15 protein-coding genes are annotated in these 17,473 nt (G+C 61.5%); 9 read left to right on the plus strand and 6 right to left on the minus strand.

The window, feature by feature from the left end; all coding sequences use genetic code 11:
* Nucleotides 1–152: 152 nt before the first annotated feature.
* Nucleotides 153–3,065 carry an aminotransferase gene (locus tag ACIPL2_RS12970; protein ID WP_401356763.1) on the minus strand — a complete coding sequence of 971 codons (2,913 nt, stop codon included), beginning with the start codon at nt 3,063–3,065 and terminating at the stop codon, nt 153–155.
* Between the two features lie 284 nt (nt 3,066–3,349).
* Between ACIPL2_RS12970 and rfbC the strand changes: the two genes are divergently transcribed.
* The 4 genes from rfbC (at nt 3,350) to ACIPL2_RS12990 (ending at nt 7,695) form a co-directional block, all read left to right on the plus strand.
* Nucleotides 3,350–3,895, plus strand: coding sequence for a dTDP-4-dehydrorhamnose 3,5-epimerase (rfbC, locus tag ACIPL2_RS12975; RefSeq protein ID WP_401356765.1), 546 nt, complete (start codon nt 3,350–3,352; stop codon nt 3,893–3,895).
* A gap of 104 nt (nt 3,896–3,999) precedes the next feature.
* The gene (locus ACIPL2_RS12980) at nt 4,000–5,808 is read left to right on the plus strand and encodes an ATP-binding protein (protein ID WP_401356767.1); all 1,809 of its coding nucleotides are present in this window, start codon (nt 4,000–4,002) and stop codon (nt 5,806–5,808) included.
* Nucleotides 5,805–7,199 carry a sigma-54-dependent transcriptional regulator gene (locus tag ACIPL2_RS12985; RefSeq protein WP_401356769.1) on the plus strand — a complete coding sequence of 465 codons (1,395 nt, stop codon included), beginning with the start codon at nt 5,805–5,807 and terminating at the stop codon, nt 7,197–7,199. The genes ACIPL2_RS12980 and ACIPL2_RS12985 overlap by 4 nt, the downstream gene beginning before the upstream one ends.
* 40 nt (nt 7,200–7,239) lie before the next feature.
* Nucleotides 7,240–7,695 carry a YiiD C-terminal domain-containing protein gene (locus tag ACIPL2_RS12990; protein ID WP_401356771.1) on the plus strand — a complete coding sequence of 152 codons (456 nt, stop codon included), beginning with the start codon at nt 7,240–7,242 and terminating at the stop codon, nt 7,693–7,695.
* Nucleotides 7,696–7,721: 26 nt separating this feature from the next.
* On the opposite strand, the gene cysQ is transcribed toward ACIPL2_RS12990, so the two are convergent.
* Entirely contained in the window at nt 7,722–8,549 is an 828-nt protein-coding gene (cysQ, locus tag ACIPL2_RS12995; RefSeq protein WP_401356774.1) for a 3'(2'),5'-bisphosphate nucleotidase CysQ, read from the minus strand.
* On the minus strand, nt 8,546–9,112 hold the full coding sequence (gene nudE / locus ACIPL2_RS13000) for an ADP compounds hydrolase NudE (protein WP_401356776.1): 567 nt from the start codon (nt 9,110–9,112) through the stop codon (nt 8,546–8,548). Before nudE ends, cysQ begins: the two co-directional genes overlap by 4 nt.
* Before the next feature lie 90 nt (nt 9,113–9,202).
* Here nudE and yrfG point away from each other — a divergent pair, with 90 nt between their 5' ends.
* Nucleotides 9,203–9,865 carry a GMP/IMP nucleotidase gene (gene yrfG / locus ACIPL2_RS13005; protein ID WP_401356779.1) on the plus strand — a complete coding sequence of 221 codons (663 nt, stop codon included), beginning with the start codon at nt 9,203–9,205 and terminating at the stop codon, nt 9,863–9,865.
* Nucleotides 9,866–9,975: 110 nt separating this feature from the next.
* Here the strand turns inward: yrfG and lysM are convergent, their stop codons facing one another.
* On the minus strand, nt 9,976–10,416 hold the full coding sequence (gene lysM, locus ACIPL2_RS13010) for a peptidoglycan-binding protein LysM (RefSeq protein WP_401356781.1): 441 nt from the start codon (nt 10,414–10,416) through the stop codon (nt 9,976–9,978).
* Nucleotides 10,417–10,552: 136 nt separating this feature from the next.
* Between lysM and ACIPL2_RS13015 the strand changes: the two genes are divergently transcribed.
* The 4 genes from ACIPL2_RS13015 (at nt 10,553) to ACIPL2_RS13030 (ending at nt 15,560) form a co-directional block, all read left to right on the plus strand.
* Nucleotides 10,553–11,440, plus strand: coding sequence for a LysR family transcriptional regulator (locus ACIPL2_RS13015; RefSeq protein WP_401356784.1), 888 nt, complete (start codon nt 10,553–10,555; stop codon nt 11,438–11,440).
* A gap of 92 nt (nt 11,441–11,532) precedes the next feature.
* Nucleotides 11,533–12,372: a formate dehydrogenase accessory sulfurtransferase FdhD gene (gene fdhD / locus ACIPL2_RS13020; protein ID WP_401356787.1), complete on the plus strand. Its 840-nt coding sequence runs from the start codon at nt 11,533–11,535 to the stop codon at nt 12,370–12,372.
* Nucleotides 12,369–14,717, plus strand: coding sequence for an FdhF/YdeP family oxidoreductase (locus ACIPL2_RS13025; protein ID WP_401356790.1), 2,349 nt, complete (start codon nt 12,369–12,371; stop codon nt 14,715–14,717). The genes fdhD and ACIPL2_RS13025 overlap by 4 nt, the downstream gene beginning before the upstream one ends.
* A gap of 357 nt (nt 14,718–15,074) precedes the next feature.
* On the plus strand, nt 15,075–15,560 hold the full coding sequence (locus tag ACIPL2_RS13030; protein WP_401356792.1) for a glycine zipper domain-containing protein: 486 nt from the start codon (nt 15,075–15,077) through the stop codon (nt 15,558–15,560).
* Nucleotides 15,561–15,628: 68 nt separating this feature from the next.
* On the opposite strand, the gene ACIPL2_RS13035 is transcribed toward ACIPL2_RS13030, so the two are convergent.
* Together ACIPL2_RS13035 and ACIPL2_RS13040 are read right to left on the minus strand one after the other, a co-directional pair.
* Nucleotides 15,629–16,060, minus strand: a complete 432-nt coding sequence (locus ACIPL2_RS13035; protein WP_401356793.1) for an acyl-CoA thioesterase — start codon at nt 16,058–16,060, stop codon at nt 15,629–15,631.
* A gap of 175 nt (nt 16,061–16,235) precedes the next feature.
* A complete protein-coding gene (locus ACIPL2_RS13040; RefSeq protein ID WP_401356795.1) occupies nt 16,236–17,462 on the minus strand; it encodes a 3-hydroxyacyl-CoA dehydrogenase NAD-binding domain-containing protein in 1,227 nt (408 codons plus the stop codon).
* Between the last annotated feature and the right edge of the window lie 11 nt (nt 17,463–17,473).

A 17,473-nucleotide genomic window follows, 5' to 3' on the forward strand; every position in this document is an offset into this window, starting at 1 on the left:
TTCCGTCGGAAATAGTGCGATTAAACCCGATAACAATCGATATTTTTCGATGTGTTTGATGGCGCCTTCGCGGGCAAGCCTCGCTCCTACAGGTGCGAGGAACGACCCGGATTTGTAGGAGCGAGGCTTGCCCGCGAAGGCGATATCAAATTTTATAAACCTTCGTGCAACACCTTCGAAAGCATGTCGACAAAGAAATCCACACTCCGGCGCGAGGTGACCATCGGCGGTTTGATCTTGAGGACGTTCAGGTAATCGCCGGTCGGCTGCATGAAAATCCCCAGCTCACGGAGGCGATCACACAGCGCCGTGGTTTCTTCGGTCGCCGGCTCCAGGGTTTCGCGGTTGCGGATCAGCTCGACGCCCAGGTAGAAACCGGACCCGTGCACCGCGCCCACCAGCGGATGACTATCGATCAGCGCTTCCAGCCGTTCCTTGAAATACCCGCCCACCACCTGGGCGTTTTCCCAGAGCTTTTCTTCTTCCATCACATCCAGCACGGCCATGCCGATCTGGCAGCTGACCGGGCTGCCGCCCGCCGACGAGAAGAAGTAACCCTCGGCCTCCAGCGCTTCGGCTATTTCCCGGCGCGTGATCACCGCGCCCAGCGGCTGACCGTTGCCCATGCCCTTGGCCATGGTGATGATGTCCGGCACCACGCCCTGCTCTTCAAAGCCCCAGAAGAAATGGCCCATGCGCCCGTAACCGACCTGCACTTCGTCGGCGATGCACACGCCGCCCTGGGCGCGGACCAGCGCATACACCTGCTTCAAATAGCCCGGCGGCAGCGAGATACCGCCGGCATTGCCGTACACCGGCTCGCAGATGAAACCGGCCAGTTGGCGTTTCTGCTCGGCGATTTTCGCCAGGTGGTGTTCGACGCTGCGCACGTAGTACGGCGCGCTGTCCAGACCACGGAATTCGCCGCGATAGGTGTTCGGCGCGATGACCGGATGCACCCAATCGGGACGGCTGCTCAAGGCCTTGGGATTGTCGGCGATCGAGGTCGATACCGCGTCCGCGCCCACCGTCCAGCCGTGGTAGGCCTCGAGCACACTGAGCATGTCGCGCCCGCCGCTGTAGGCCCACGCCAGACGGATTGCCAGATCGTTGGCCTCGCTGCCGCTGTTGACCAGGAAGACCCGGTCCATGGAGTCCGGTGCCAGCTTCAGCAAGCGCTCGGAGAACTCGGCCACGGCGGCGTAGTTGAACCGCGAATTGGTGTTGAGCAGCGACCACTGGCGGCTGGCGACTGCGGCCATGCGCGGGTGACCGTGACCGAGCACCGCGACGTTGTTGAGCATGTCGAGGAAGGAGCGGCCCTGCATGTCGATCAGGTGGTTGCGCCAGCCGCGCTCGATGCGCGGCGGGTCGACGTAATAGTGTTTTTGCGTACGGGCGAAACTGGCGTCGCGACGAGCCAGCAAGGTTTGTGAATCGAGTTCCTCTTCAGCATCGCAGGCCAGCCCCAGCAGCATCGCCGGTGACGGACACAACGCTTGCCAGGCGGCCGCACGGGAAGGCGTGCAAAACAGCGGCGCATTCAACGATGCGCCGCGACTCAGCTGCACGATCAGCGGCCCGCTGACCGAACCCAATACCTGGCCTTTGACCAGCGCCGCGCCGGTATGCAGCGACGGCGTCACGCCCCACAGCCGCACGCTCAATTGCGGGCCATCCAGTTGCAGCACGCCAGGCGCCGGCTGGTGGACAACGCCGGCAAACGGCGACTCAACCGCCGTGCCGTGGGGCACGCGCAACTCGACGTGCAATGGGCAAGTGTCGGGTTCGGTGGCGATGTCGGGCCGGGTGCGAGACAAGCGATATTGACCATAACGACTGGCGGCCAACCCATGAGCCGCCGCAGCCTCGGTCAGCAGACGCTGATCGACGCCCTCCTGCTCCCAGTTACCGGCCTCGAAATGCGGACTGAGCACGCCCAGATCGATCAAGGCAAACTCACGGCCGACCAGGCTCGGCAACAGCGGCGCAAAACCTTCGCTACCGATGCTCGGCAGGCTCTGGCCGACGGCGGTCAGAATCGCCGCCTCCATCAACTCCAACGGCACCGAGGTGGCCACGCGGAAAATTTCCCACTCGTGGGTGAGGTTGTCGCGGCTGTATTCGTTACCCGGATCGATGCTGACCTGCTGCTCGCCGCTGAGCACCAGCACCGCCGCACGGGCGACGATCAGCGGCCACAGCGCCAGCAGTTCTGCATGCGTCAGCGGGTTGACCGCGTGGTAGGCCTGGACCGCCGGCAAAATGTAGAAAGGATCGCCATCGGCATGATGCAGCAGCGCCGCGCACGTCACCGACAGATCGGTGATGCGCCAGGTGCGGACCAGATCGCCGAAATCGATCACGCCCTGCAATTGCCATTGACGTTGCGAATCCCGCTGCCACACCACGTTGTCGTCGGTGATGTCCATGTGAATGGCCTGCACCGGCAGCTTATCCACCAGCGGCTGCAAATGGCGCTCGGCGCGTTCCGCCGCATCGGCGATCAACCGGCGTTGCTGATCGTCCTTGATCACCGGCAGCAAATGCGCGATCAACGCGTAGGCATGGCGCGCATCCCATTGCAGCGTTCGCTCCAATCCTGGGTGGTCGAAACGGGCCAGGGCCAGGTCCATTTCGCCACAGAGGCGACCGAAGCCAGCCACCACGGCCCCCGGCAGATGATCGAGGTGCGTGAGCGACGTGCCTTCGATGTAATCGAGCAGGCGCACATGCACCGCTTGGCCGTCGACGTCCAGGGTCAGCAGGTCTGCGCCGTTCTTCGCGGGAATCACTCGCGGCACCTGCACGCCGGCATGTTCGCCCAAATGCTTGAGCCCGGCATGCTGGGCCAGCAGTTCCAGCGCCGAGTAATCGCCACGGCAGATTTTCAGGACAAAACGGCCCTGGTCGCTGTCGACGCGATAGTTGAGATCCTGCTGGCTGCCGAGGGCCTGCAAGCGTCCGCTCAACCCGTAATGCGCTTCGAGCAGCTCTAGTGCTTGCTTCGCAGACACCTGCGGGCTGGGCAAACTGGCGCGATGAATCAACGTGGCGAGCGGCATACAACGACCCCTGAAATTTTATTAGGCGCTTATATCGCCACTGCTGGGGGCGATACGCAACCCCTCTTCCACAGCTGGCGACGATCAAATGTGGGAGCGGGCTTGCTCGCGAAGGCGCCGGGTCAGTCGCCATTAATGTTGAATGACACACCGCTTTCGCGAGCAAGCCCGCTCCCACAAGGGATTTGTGGTGTTGCTGCGAGGGCATTCAACGTTACAAACCGTTATGCTCTTGCCAACACAATTGCCATGCGCATCCTCAACACCCCTTGCTGGAGACAAGCATGAATGTAGTGACCACCGAACTGCCCGGTGTCCTGATCTTCGAACCCGAGGTATTTGGTGACGAGCGCGGTTTTTTGTACGAGAGCTTTAACGCCAAGGCGTTTGAAGAAGCGACGGGCCTGAACACGACGTTCGTCCAAGACAACCATTCCCGCTCGCAAAAAGGCGTGCTGCGCGGCCTGCATTACCAACTGCAAAACACCCAAGGCAAACTGGTTCGCGTCGCGGTCGGCGAGGTGCTCGATGTGGCCGTGGACATCCGCCGCAGCTCGCCGCACTTCGGCCAATGGGTGGCGGTGCGTCTGTCTGCCGACAACCGGCGCCAACTCTGGGTACCGGAAGGTTTTGCCCATGGTTACCGGGTAGTGAGCGATGTCGCCGAGGTCCTCTACAAAACCACTGACTATTACACCCCGGCCGCCGAGCGCAGCCTTCGTTGGGACGACCCGGACCTGGCGATCGATTGGCAACTGGACAAGGCGCCGCACATATCGGCCAAGGATCAAGCGGCCCGCTTTTTGAAAGATGCCGACGTCTTTTCCTGAAGCGCGGTGTGAAGCGTCAGCGCAAAACGCGCCCGCTTCAGGGTCGCAGACTGCGCCCGCAAGCCTAGGCATAATGCGCCTGTACCCACAGGCGCCCGATGCTCATGACTCCGACCCTCCCACGCAGACCCCGCTGGCGCAGCCTGGCCCTGCTTGCACTGTGCCTGGCGCCGTTGTTGTGGCCGCTGGAGCATCTGGCCGAGCGGTATTACCGCAGCGAACTGGCCGGGCAAAACCGGCAGACCCTCGACCTCTACGTCGCCAACCTGCTGGGCACCCTGCACCGGTATGAAGTGTTGCCGCAAATTCTCGGCGACCTGCCGGCCCTGCGCGCCGACCTGACCGCGCCGGACGACGGTGTGACGCAAGGAAACGCCAATCGCCTGCTGAAGAACATCAGCGCCCAGACCGGCGCCGAAGTCATGTACCTGATGGACACCACGGGCAAGACGCTGGCGGCATCCAACTGGGACAAACACGACAGCTTCGTCGGCCGAAATTTTGCCTTTCGTCCTTATTTCAGTGAAGCCATGGAGGGGCGTCTGGGGCGCTTCTTCGGCCTCGGTACCACCTCGGCCAAACGCGGTTATTTCTTTGCGGCGGCGGTACGTGATCGCGAAAAAATCATCGGCGTGTTGGTGGTCAAGGTCGACCTTGACCACACCGAAAGCCTCTGGGGTAAAACCCCGGAACAACTGTTGGTCACCGACCACAACGGCGTCGTCATTCTCACCTCGCGGCCGGAGTGGCGATTCCGCTCGACCCGTCCTTTGAGCGATGCAGAGAGCCAGGCCATCACCGCGATTCAACCCTACCCGACCCGCGACCCAAAACCGCTGAATCTCGATACAGATGCCTGGCTGACCCAGACCCGGCAGATCGACGAAACCGGTTGGAGTGTCAGCATTCTTGCGCCGCGCACGCTGATCGATCGCCCGGTGCGCACAGTCGTTGCCATCGGTGGCGCGACACTGCTGGTGTTGATGCTGTTGCTCGGCCTGATGATGCAGCGTCGCCGGCATTACCTCGAACGGATCGCCTTCGAAGCCAAGGCCCGTCGCGAACTCGAAGGTCGGGTGGCCGAGCGCACCAGTGATCTCGAAGGCCTCAACCGTCGCCTCAAACAGGAAGTGCTGGAGCGCGAGCATGCCCAACAGGAACTGGTGCGCGCCCAGGATGATCTGGTGCAGGCCGGCAAACTGTCGGCGTTGGGCACCATGTCGGCGAGCATCAGCCACGAGCTGAATCAACCGCTGGCGGCGATCCGTAGTTACGCGGAAAACGCCGAAGTGCTGCTCGATCATCAGCGCACTGACGATGCGCGGGGCAACCTCAAGTTGATCAGCGAACTGACCGGACGCATGGCGTCGATCATTGCGCACCTGCGCGCCTTTGCCCGCCGTGATCGCCACGCCCCGGAAAGCGTCGCGCTGCAACCGGCACTGGACGATGCCCTGGCCTTGCTGGCCAAGCGTCGGCGCAGCATGGAAGTCGAGCTGATCCGCGATTTGCCGGCCGCCACCTTATGGGTCGAGGCCGGGGAAACCCGTCTGCGTCAGGTGCTGGGCAATCTGCTGGCCAACGCCCTGGATGCCCTGACGGAAAAAGGCCCGCCGCGTAAACTCTGGTTGAGTGCCCAATCCACCGCCGACGGCGTCACTCTGTACATTCGCGACAATGGCCCAGGCTTTTGCATGGAAGCCCTTGGCCGCGCCAGCGAGCCCTTCTACACCACCAAGACCCGCACGCAGGGCCTTGGTTTGGGATTGGCCATCTGCGAAACCCTGATGCGCGCCTTCGGTGGTGAACTGTCGTTCTCCAACCACAAGGAAGGTGGCGCCCTGATTACCCTGAAGCTGCGCGCAGGCGCACCGGGTGTGAGCCTGCAACCGTCCGAGGACCGAAGTGCATGACCATCGATAACCGTGTTCAGGTCGTGTTGATCGACGATGATCCCCACCTGCGTCAGGCCCTGAGCCAGACGCTCGACCTCGCCGGCCTGAAAATCCTCCCGCTGGCTGAAGCCAAGGGTCTGGCCGGGCAACTGGAGCGCGACTGGCCGGGCGTGGTGGTCAGCGACATCCGCATGCCGGGCATGGACGGCCTCGAACTGCTGACCGAACTGCACGCCCAGGACCCGGAGCTGCCGGTGCTGCTGATCACCGGTCACGGCGACGTGCCGCTGGCGGTGCAAGCCATGCGCGCCGGCGCGTATGACTTCCTGGAAAAACCCTTCGCCAGCGACGCCCTGCTCGACAGCGTGCGCCGCGCGTTGGCCTTGCGCCGACTGGTGCTGGACAACCGCAGCCTGCGTCTGGCCCTGAGCGATCGCAATGAGCTGAGCACGCGCCTGGTCGGGCAATCGGCGCCGATGCTGCGCCTGCGCGAACAGATCGGTGCATTGGCGGCGACCAAGGCCGACGTGCTGATCCTCGGCGAAACCGGTGCCGGCAAAGAAGTGGTGGCCCGGGCGCTGCACGATTTGTCGAGTCGGCGTAACGGTCCGTTCGTGGCGATCAATGCCGGCGCCCTGGCCGAATCGGTGGTGGAAAGCGAACTGTTCGGTCACGAGCCGGGCGCCTTTACCGGCGCGCAGAAACGCCGCATCGGCAAGTTCGAATTCGCCAACGGCGGCACGTTGTTCCTTGATGAAATCGAAAGCATGAGCCTGGATGTGCAGGTGAAACTGCTGCGCTTGCTGCAAGAGCGGGTGGTCGAGCGGTTGGGCGGAAATCAGCTGATCCCGCTGGACATCCGCATCATCGCCGCGACCAAGGAAGACCTGCGCCAGGCCGCCGATCAAGGGCGCTTCCGCGCCGACTTGTATTACCGCCTGAACGTCGCGCCGCTGCGCATTCCGCCACTGCGCGAGCGCGGTGAAGATGCGCTGATGCTGTTCCAGCATTTCGCCGACGAAGCCAGCGCTCGCCACGGTTTGCCGCCCCACGAGTTGCAACCGGGGCAACGCGCCCTGCTGCTGCGCCACACCTGGCCCGGCAACGTGCGCGAACTGCAGAACGCCGCCGAGCGCTTTGCGTTGGGCCTGGAGCTGGCCCTGGACAACAACGCGCCGGACGGCGCAAGCGGAACATTGGTCGAGATGGTGTCCGGCGGGCTCAGCGAGCAAGTGGAAAACTTCGAAAAGACCTTGATCGCCGCCGAACTGGCGCGCGCTCACAGCTCCGTGCGCAGCCTCGCCGAAGCCTTGGGCATTCCGCGCAAGACCTTGCACGACAAACTGCGCAAGCACGGGCTGAACTTCGCCGACAGCAGCGCCCACCACCCCACCGATGAACTCGATTGAGCTACCGTCAACTTATCATCTGCATGCAAGAGGCCCGTGAATGAACCGCGACAGTCGTCACCTGGAATCCGTCCTCCATCGCGACATTCCTCTCACGAAGGACATGGGCGTCAAGGTGCTCGACTGGCACGACCAGCAACTGCGCCTGTACTTGCCGCTGGAAGCCAACGTCAATCACAAGAGCACCATGTTCGGCGGCAGCCTGTATTGCGGCGCGGTACTCGCCGGTTGGGGCTGGTTGCATTTGCGTTTGCGCGAGGAAGGTATCGAGGACGGACACATCGTGATTCACGAAGGGCACATCAGCTATCCGCTGCCGGTGACCATGGATGCAACCGCGATGTGCCAGGCACCGAGTGCGGCGGTGTGGAAGAAGTTTTTGGCGACGTATGAGCGGTACGGCAGGGCGCGTTTGACGTTGCATACGCGGGTGGTGAACGCGGGAAGTGAGGAAGATGCGGCGAAGTTTACCGGGCAGTATGTGCTGCACCGATAACCGGCACGCCACAAAACCTGTGGGAGCTACTTGCGCGCGAGCTCCAACAACTTCTCCCGCCACGCCGCCTTCGCCGGCAGCGCCAGAAAAAACTCATTCAGCAGCGATTCCCGCGCCGGATAACAAAACGGCTGACCGCTCAAATCCAGCACCTCACCACCGGCGCCTTCCAGCACGCCTTGCGCAGCCGCCGTGTCCCACTGCGAAGTCGGCGCCAGCCGCGGATAACAATCCGCCGCCCCTTCCGCCAGCAAACAAAACTTCAGCGAACTGCCGATGTTGGCCAAATGCAGCTCACCCAGACTGTCACTCAGCCCGGCCAACAAACGCTCCTGCTCAGGACTGCTATGCCGACGACTGGCAACCACCGTGAACGCCTCGCCCGCTGCCGGCACGTCGCGCACCTGAATCGGCAACGGCGCTACGTCTTTATCGCCACGCCACGCACCCAGACCGGCGCCACCGACGTAGAAACGCCCGTTGGTCGGCATCGACACCACGCCAAACACCACGCGCCCCTGCTCGATCAGCGCAATGTTGACGGTGAATTCTTCACTGCCAGAGATGAACTCCTTCGTCCCGTCCAGCGGGTCCACCAGCCACCAACGCTGCCACCCGGCGCGCACGCTCTGGGGAATATTGGCGTCTTCTTCGGAAAGCACCGGAATGCTTGGGTCCAGCGCCGTCAGCCCGGCCAGAATCAAGTGGTGAGCGGCCAGGTCTGCGGCGGTCACCGGCGAATCATCCGCCTTGGCGGTCACCGCTGTGCCGGTGCGCCAGAACGGCAGGATCGCGTCGCCAGCCTGCAAGGCCAGTTCAACCACTGGCGCCATCAATGGATGAGGGAAATTCATGGCAGGAACACTCCACGCTGCGTCAGCAGGTCACGGGCCAGGTACAGCGCCGCCAAGGCACGGCCCTCGGTGAATCGCGGGTTCTGGGCCAGGGCCGACAGCTCACGCAGGTTGATCTTGTCGACGCCCATCGGCTCCGGCTCGTCGCCTTCAAGGCGCTCCTCGTACAGGTCGGTGGCCAGCACCACCTGGATCTTCTGGCTCATGTAACCTGGGGACAACGACAACTCGGTCAGATGCTCCAATTGCCGCGCGCCATACCCGGCCTCTTCCTTGAGCTCACGCTCGGCCGCCGCCAACACGTCTTCGCCCGGTTCGATCAGGCCTTTGGGCAGGGACAGTTCGTATTCATCGGTGCCGCCGCAATACTCTTCGACCAGCACCGCGTGGTCGGCGTCGAGCATCGCCACGATCATCACCGCGCCATACCCGGCGCCTTTGCCGACCAATCGCTCGTAAGTGCGCTCGACGCCATTGGAAAAGCGCAGCTTCAGCTCTTCGACGCAGAACAAACGGCTGGTGGCGACGATCTCGCGGGCGAGTATGGTGGGTTTCTGGCGCATGAGCGGCTCCTTGGCGATAGCGGGTTACTATACCCGGCCTATCCTGATTGTTGACCTCGGATATCTTTTTTACCGCTGGAGAAGTTATTTATGTCCCTGCTGCCCTGGCGCGACATCGACACCGTTTTGCTGGACATGGACGGCACGCTGCTGGACCTGCACTACGACAATCATTTCTGGATGGAGCACCTGCCCCAGCGTTACGCCGAGTTGCACGGGGTGAGTCGGGCGATGGCCGAGCTGGAGTTGCAGCCGCTGTTCGAACGCAATGCGGGCCAGTTGCAGTGGTATTGCCTGGACTTCTGGAGCGCCGAGTTGAAATTGCCGGTACGTGAATTGAAGCTGGAAACCGCGCACCTGATCGCCCTGCGCCCGGACGCCGATACCTTTCTGGCGGCGATCAAACAGGCCGGCAAGCGCGTGGTGCTGATCACCAATGCCCATCGTGATTCGCTGTCATTGAAGCTGGAAAGAATCGAACTGGCGCCGTACTTCGAGCGCTTGATCAGCTCGCATGATTACGGGTTCGCCAAGGAGAATCCGCAATTCTGGGATGCCTTGCAGGCGGATATCGGTTTTGACCCGGCGCGCAGCCTGTTTATCGACGATACGCTGCCGATTCTGCGCAGTGCGCGGGATTTTGGCGTGGCGCATTTGTTGGCGGTGAGCGAGCCGGACAGCCGTAAAGGGCCGAAGGACACGGCGGAGTTTGCGGCGGTTGGCGATTACCGGGAATTGATTGCAGGGCTTTAGACCGAGGTGCCTGTTTCGCGAGCAAGCCCGCTCCCACATTTGACCGTGTTGCGACTGAAGAACGCGATCAAATGTGGGAGCGGGCTTGCTCGCGAAAGCGGTCTCAAACCTTACTCAGGAATCCGCAACGACTGCCCCGGATAAATCTTGTTCACATCCTTGAGCATCGGCTTGTTCGCCTCGAAGATCTTCTGGTACTTGTTGGCATCGCCATACACACGCAGGGAAATCGCGCTAAGCGTGTCACCCTTCACCACCGTCACAAACACCGCCGCCTTCGCAACCGGTCCGGTCACCGTCATCTGGTCATCCACGCTACCGACACCGGCGATATTGCCCACGGCCAACAGGATTTTTTCCTTCTCTTCCTGACTTGCCACTTCACCGGTCACAGTGACCTTGTCGCCATCCACCGTGGCCTGCACATTCGGGTTACCCAGGCCGACCTTGCTGATGTGTTCCTTCAACTGCTCGCTGGCATTGGCATTGCCCGGCGTCAGCAGATCGATAAGCTTTTCGCCTGCTTCTTTCACAAAGCTAAAAATACTCATGGTGCACTCTCCTTGGGATTTGGGTTCCAGACGCAAAAGCCTAGACCAAGGCTGTCACTTGCGGCTCCCACCCGACCAATGACGCCGCCTATCCCCAAGCGCTAGAATTCGGGCCTTCACGCGCCCTGGAGCGAAGATGGACATCAAGCAGCTGAAATTCCTCATCGCGCTCGACGAAACCCGACATTTCGGCCAGGCCGCCGCGCGCTGTCACATCACCCAACCGACCCTGTCCATGCGCCTGCGCAGCCTCGAAGAAGAACTCGAACTGCCTTTGGTCAACCGTGGTCAGCGTTTCGAGGGTTTCACCGCGCCCGGCGAACGGGTGTTGGCCTGGGCCCGCACCGTGCTGGCCGCTTATGACGGTTTATACGCCGAGGCGGCCGCCTGCCGGGGCAATCTGGTCGGTACGCTGCGCCTGGGCGTGGTGCCGCTGTCGAGTTTCGATCCGCTGCCGCTGATGCAACGCCTGCACGCCGAGCACCCGAACTTGCGCTTCGAACTCTCGGCCCTCAGTTCCGAGCAGATCCTCGAGCAACTGGCCAACAATCGCCTGGACCTCGGCGTGTCGTACCTCGAGCGTCTGGACGGCGAGCGTTTCGATTCCCTGTCCTTCAGCGAAACCCGCATGGGCCTGCTCTACGATCAGCGCTTTTTCAGTTTCGGCGACGCGCCGCTCAGTTGGGAGTCGTTGATCGAACTGCCGCTGGGCATGCTCACCAGCGGCATGCATTTCCGTCAGTCCATCGACCACAACTTCCACAGCCGTGGCCTCATCCCGCAGCCGTTGTTGCAGACCGATGCCGTCCACCAATTGTTACAAGCGGTACATGGCGGACTCTGCTGCGCGGTGATGCCGCTCAACGGCGGCCTCGAAAACCTCACCGATCATTTACGCCTGCAACCCATCGAAAATGCCCAGACCCTCGCCCGGCTGGGGCTGATCATGCGGCGCAGCGCTCCGCGTTCAGCGCTCGCGGAAGCCTGTTTTGCGATTTTCCAGCAATCGCTGCCGGAGTCTTGATCGACGGCATCTATCGGCAGATCAGTAATAGCGATTAGACGCGACATGTTGACGCGCCTAGGCTTAGAGCTAATCAAACCGTCGGTGATGCCATGAACGCCAAGCGCCCAGCCTGCGCGGCGCCTGCCCTCCAAACGCCAGCGCCCGCCGCCAGCCAAACGTACCGCTACAGCAACCTCCAACACAGCGAATCGGACAGCACCGCGCTGGCCGAGGAAGTTGCGTTGGCGATTGCCTATAACGGCATCAGCCAAGCGGTGATGCTGGTGACACCGTCGGACCTGGAAGACTTCATTGTCGGTTTCAGCCTCGGCAGCGGCATCATCGAAGACGCCGCCGACATCTATGACCTGCAACTCAGCGGCTCGGGGTCGGCGCAGTACGCGCAAGTGACCATCGCCAACCGCGCCTTCTGGAACCTCAAGCAGCAACGTCGGCAAATGGCCGGCACCAGCGGTTGCGGGCTCTGCGGCGTGGAAGCGGTGGAACAGGCGTTGCCCGACCTCAAAGTATTACCCGGCGCCCCCTTGCCGCCCGCCGAATGGCTGGAGGGCCTGCGCCAGCGCATCGGTGCGTTCCAGCCACTTGGCCAATACTCCGGCGCGGTGCACGCGGCGGTGTTCATGAACGCTCAGGGCGAATTGCTCCTGGGTCGCGAAGACATCGGTCGACACAACGCGCTCGACAAACTGATTGGCGGGTTGATCCGGCAAAAGATCCCGATGACCGGCGGATTGGTGATTGTCACCAGCCGTTGCAGCCTCGAATTGATCCAGAAAGTGTTGCGCGCAGGCATCCAGACCCTCGTCAGCCTGTCGTCGCCCACGGGCCTTGCCGTGCAATGGGCCCGTCGTCACAACCTCAACCTCATCCATCTGCCTCAGAAAAATGCGCCGCGGGTCTACAGCCCAACGTTGGAGAATCAAGCGTGAGTCAACACCGTCAAGCCGACCAGACACCCGTCCCTCGCTATAAGCCCTACAAAGGCCCAGCCGGTGGCTGGGGCGCACTGATCAGCGTCGCCCAGGCGTGGCTGACCAGCGACAACGCGCTGAAAAACCTGCGCATGATGCTCAAGACCAACAAGAACGGCGGCTTCGACTGCCCGGGTTGCGCCTGGGGCGATTCCAATGAAGCCGGCATGGTGGCGTTCTGCGAGAACGGCGCCAAAGCGGTGAACTGGGAAGCGACCAAGCGCCGTGTCGACGGCAAGTTTTTTGCCAAACACAGCGTCACTCAGTTGCTGGAGCAGAGTGACTATTGGCTTGAATATCAGGGTCGCCTGACCGAGCCATTGAAGTACAACGCCGAAACCGATCGTTATCAACCGATCAGCTGGGACGATGCGTTTACTCTGATCGCCAAGCATCTGCGCGGCTTGTCGAGCCCTGATCAGGCCGAGTTCTACACCTCGGGACGGGCCAGCAACGAAGCGGCGTTTCTTTATCAATTGTTCGTGCGCGCCTATGGCACCAATAATTTCCCCGATTGCTCGAACATGTGCCACGAGGCCAGCGGCGTGGCGTTGGCGCAAAGCGTCGGCGTCGGCAAAGGCACCGTGACCTTCGATGACTTCGAACATGCGGATGCGATTTTCGTCTGGGGCCAGAACCCCGGCACCAACCACCCACGGATGCTCGAACCGTTGCGCGAAGCGGTGAAACGCGGCGCGCAGGTGGTGTGCATCAACCCGCTGAAAGAGCGCGGTCTGGAACGTTTCCAGCACCCGCAACACCCGATCGAAATGCTCACCAACGGCGACAAGCCGACCAACACTGCGTATTTCCGTCCGGCATTGGGCGGCGACATGGCGATCATGCGCGGCATGGCCAAGTTCCTGCTGCAATGGGAGCGCGATGCGCAGAAGGCGGGTGAGCCGGCCGTGTTCGACCACGACTTCCTCAATGAACACAGCGTCAACGTGCTGGAATACTTGGGCATCGTCGATGACACCTCGTGGGAGCAGATCGTCGAGCAATCCGGCCTGCCCCTGGTCGAGATCGAGCAAGCCGCGCGGATGTATGCCAAAGGCAAGAACGTAATCATGTGCTGGGCGATGGGCATCACCCAGCATCGTCATTCGGTGGCGACCATCCAGGAAATCGCCAACCTGATGCTGCTGCGCGGCAACATCGGCCGCCCAGGCGCAGGCCTGTGCCCGGTGCGCGGCCACAGTAACGTGCAGGGCGACCGCACAATGGGCATCAACGAGCGTCCGCCAGTGGCGTTCCTCGATGCCCTGGAGCGTCGCTTCCAGTTCAAGGTGCCGCGCGAAAACGGCCACAACGTGGTCGAGGCCATCCATGCCATGGCCGAAGGACGGGCAAAAGTGTTCATCGCCCTGGGCGGCAACTTCGCCCAGGCCACGCCGGACAGTCCGCGTACCTTCCAGGCCTTGAGTAATTGCGACCTGACCGTACAGATCAGCACCAAGCTCAACCGCAGCCACCTGGCACACGGTAAAGACGCGCTGATCCTGCCGTGCCTGGGCCGGACCGACATCGACCGGCAAACCGAAGGCCCTCAAGCCGTGACCGTTGAAGACTCGTTCAGCATGGTCCATGCCTCCAACGGCCAGTTGGAGCCGCTGTCGAACCAGATGCGCTCGGAGCCAGCGATTATTGCCGGCATCGCCGCCGCCACGCTGGGCAGCCATCCGGTGGATTGGAACTGGCTGGTGGCCGACTATCGCCGTATCCGCGAGCTGATTGCCGACACGATTCCCAACTTCAAGGACTTCAACGAGAAGATCAAGAATCCGGGTGGCTTTTACCTCGGCAACAGCGCCGGCGCGCGCAAGTGGAACACCCCGTCAGGCCGGGCCAATTTCCGTCCGAACACATTACCCAAGCACCTGGTGCACGAACGCACTCGCGCCACGGGCGTATTGCCAGACCTGATCATGCAATCGATGCGTTCCCACGATCAGTACAACACCACGATCTATGGCCTCAATGACCGCTATCGCGGCGTAAAAGGTCAGCGTGATGTGCTGTTCGTCAACGAGGCGGACATCATTCGCCTGGGCTTCAAGCCTGGGCAGAAGGCCGACATCGTGTCGATCTGGGACGATGGCGTAGAGCGTCGGGTGAAAGGCTTCACGCTGCTGGCGTTTGATATTCCTGCGGGGCAAGCGGCGGCATACTATCCCGAGGTGAATCCGCTGGTGCCGCTTGAGAGCACTGGGGATGGCAGCCATACGCCGACGTCGAAGTTTGTGGCGATTCGGTTGGAAATGGCCAGTGCGACTGGACTGATTATGGCGAAGTCGGCTTAACGCGCGGCAGCACGTCTGGCCTCTTCGCGAGCAAGCCCGCTCCCACATTAGATCTCGGTGGAACACAAATCCTGTATTCGCCGAAGATCTAATGTGGGAGCGGGCTTGCTCGCGAAAGCGGTGGATCATTCAACGATTCTTTTGAATCCAGAACTTTCCAATCGCCCACAAAAAAGGCCGTTTTCTAACAAAAACGGCCTATCCGAAGTAGCTAAAGACCGGCGAAAAACACTTAAGTTCCGCCCAAAAAACAGCAACTTATAGAATTGTGCTCAAGTCGTGTTACTCGTCGGATTTCGATTGTCAGCACCCCGACACAGCCTCAGGATCGCGCCGTCATCCCCTTGAGGTTCCTCTATGAAGTTCTCCTCGATTCTCTTGTTGTCCCTTGGCCTGGTCAGTGGCTTCGCTTCTGCCGGCGGCACCACCGAAGCAGGTGTGGGCGGCGCATTGGGCGGGGTTCTGGGCTCGGTCGTCGGTCAGTCACTAGGCGGCAATACAGGTTCCACCATTGGCGCGGCCCTGGGCGGCGCGGGTGGTAGTGCCGTCGGCGCAGACAAACGCAGCCGTGGCGAAGCCGCCATTGGCGGTGCGTTGGGCGCAGCGGGCGGTAACGTGGTTGGCCGCAGCGTGGGCGGCACCACCGGCAGCCTGATCGGCTCCGCAGCAGGCGGCGGCGCCGGTGGCGCGCTGGGTAACTACATGGGCAACAAGAGCGATGACGACGATGATCGTCGCTCCTATCGTGGTGGCCGTGATGATCGTCGCTACTACCGTGACGGCCATCCAGGCCGTGGCCATGCCTATGGCCACCGCAAGCATAAACATCGCTATCACGACTGAGGCTTGATTGCCTCGTGTACCGGTAGATCAAAAAATCGCAGCCCCAGGGCTGCGATTTTTTTTGCCTGTCAAACCACCAACCGCTCCAACGCCCCGCGTAGCCCGGCAGGAATGGCCACCGGCTGATTCGATAAACGATCCACAAACACATGGACGAAACGCCCCGCAGCGCAGGCTTCGTCATCCCCTTGCTTAAACACGGCCAGTTCATATTGAACGGAGCTGTTACCCAACTTGCCCACCCGCAGTCCAATCTCGATGCGATCCGGGAAAGCGATCGACGCAAAGTAATCGCAGGCCGAACTCACCACGAAACCCACGACTTCACCGTCATGAATATCCAGCCCGCCCACTTCGATCAGGTAGGTGTTCACCGCTGTGTCAAAAAAGCTGTAGTAGGTGACGTTGTTGACGTGTCCGTAGGTATCGTTGTCGTGCCAGCGGGTGGTGATGGGCTGGAAATGCGGATAGTCGGTGCGTTGGGGCATCGGGTTGGACATCAGTGTCGATTCCTGGAGTTGGATTGCCAGTCTAAGGTTAAAACCGCGTTATCGTTCTTCGCGGGCAAGCCCGCTCCCACATTTGATCTTCAATGAACACAAATTTTGTGTACGACCGAGACCTAATGTGGGAGCGGGCTTGCTCGCGAAGAGGCCCTCAAAGCCGCCACTTCAATCAGCGATCAGCAAACCCCTTCCCCACCGCCGCCAACTCGCCAATCAACCGCGCTGGTTTCCACTGATCACCCTGCCTCGTCTCCAGCGCCAGCAAACGCTGATGAATATCCGCCAGCCCCTGCTGATCCGCCCAGGCCATCGGCCCGCCTTTATCCGCCGGAAAGCCATAACCATTTAGATAAACCAGATCAATGTCATGCGCCGACCCGGCAATCCCTTCTTCAAGGATCTTCGCCCCTTCATTGACCAGCGCCAGCAAACAACGCTCCAGAATCTCCTCAGGCCCGATCTCGCGACGCTGGAAGCCCAACCCTTCGCTGACCTGCAGCACCAGCGCATCGACCTCTACATCGTGCTCAGCCTGGCGACTGCCCGGTTCATAGTGGTAATAGCCGTTGCCACTCTTCTGGCCGAAGCGCCCCAGTTCGCACAGACGGTTATCCACCTGCACTTGCGGCGCATCCTGACCTTTGCCGGCCAACTCCCGAGCACGCCATCCCAGATCGACGCCGACCACGTCGTACATACGGAATGGCCCCATGGCAAAGCCAAAACCTTGCAGCGCCGCATCAACCTGATAGGGATAAGCGCCTTCAAGCAGCATCTTGCGCGCTTCGAGCACGTACGGTTCGAGCATGCGGTTGCCGATAAAACCGTGACAGTTGCCCGCCACCACACTGACCTTGCCCATGCGCTTGCCCAGTTCCAGCGCCGCATTGAGCACCGCCGGAGCGGTTTGCGCACCGCGAACGATTTCCAGCAGTTTCATGATGTGCGCCGGGCTGAAAAAGTGCAGGCCCAGCACCTGCTGTGGACGGCGAGTGGCCGCAGCGATGGCGTCGATATCCAGCGCCGAGGTATTGCTGGCCAGAATCGCCTCAGGCTTAAGGAGACCATCCAGTTCACGGAAGATTTTCTGCTTGAGTTCAAGGTTTTCGTACACCGCTTCAATCACCAGATCGACCTCGCGGATCGCCGCGTAGTCGGCAGCCGCCGTTACCCGCGCAACACGCGCATCGGCCTCGGCCTGATCGATCCGCCCCTGCTTTACGTTGTGGGCATAAGTCTCGGCCACGCTGGCCAATGCCTGCTCAAGCATCTGCGGATTGTTATCGACCCATTGCACCGGCACCCCGGCGTTGGCCAGACACATGACAATGCCACGGCCCATGGTGCCCGCGCCGATCACGGCGGCGCGCTGAATGTTGAACGGTGTCTGGCTCATGGTGTTTTCTC

The organism is Pseudomonas sp. NPDC086251, assembly GCF_044746405.1.
Lineage (GTDB): Bacteria > Pseudomonadota > Gammaproteobacteria > Pseudomonadales > Pseudomonadaceae > Aquipseudomonas.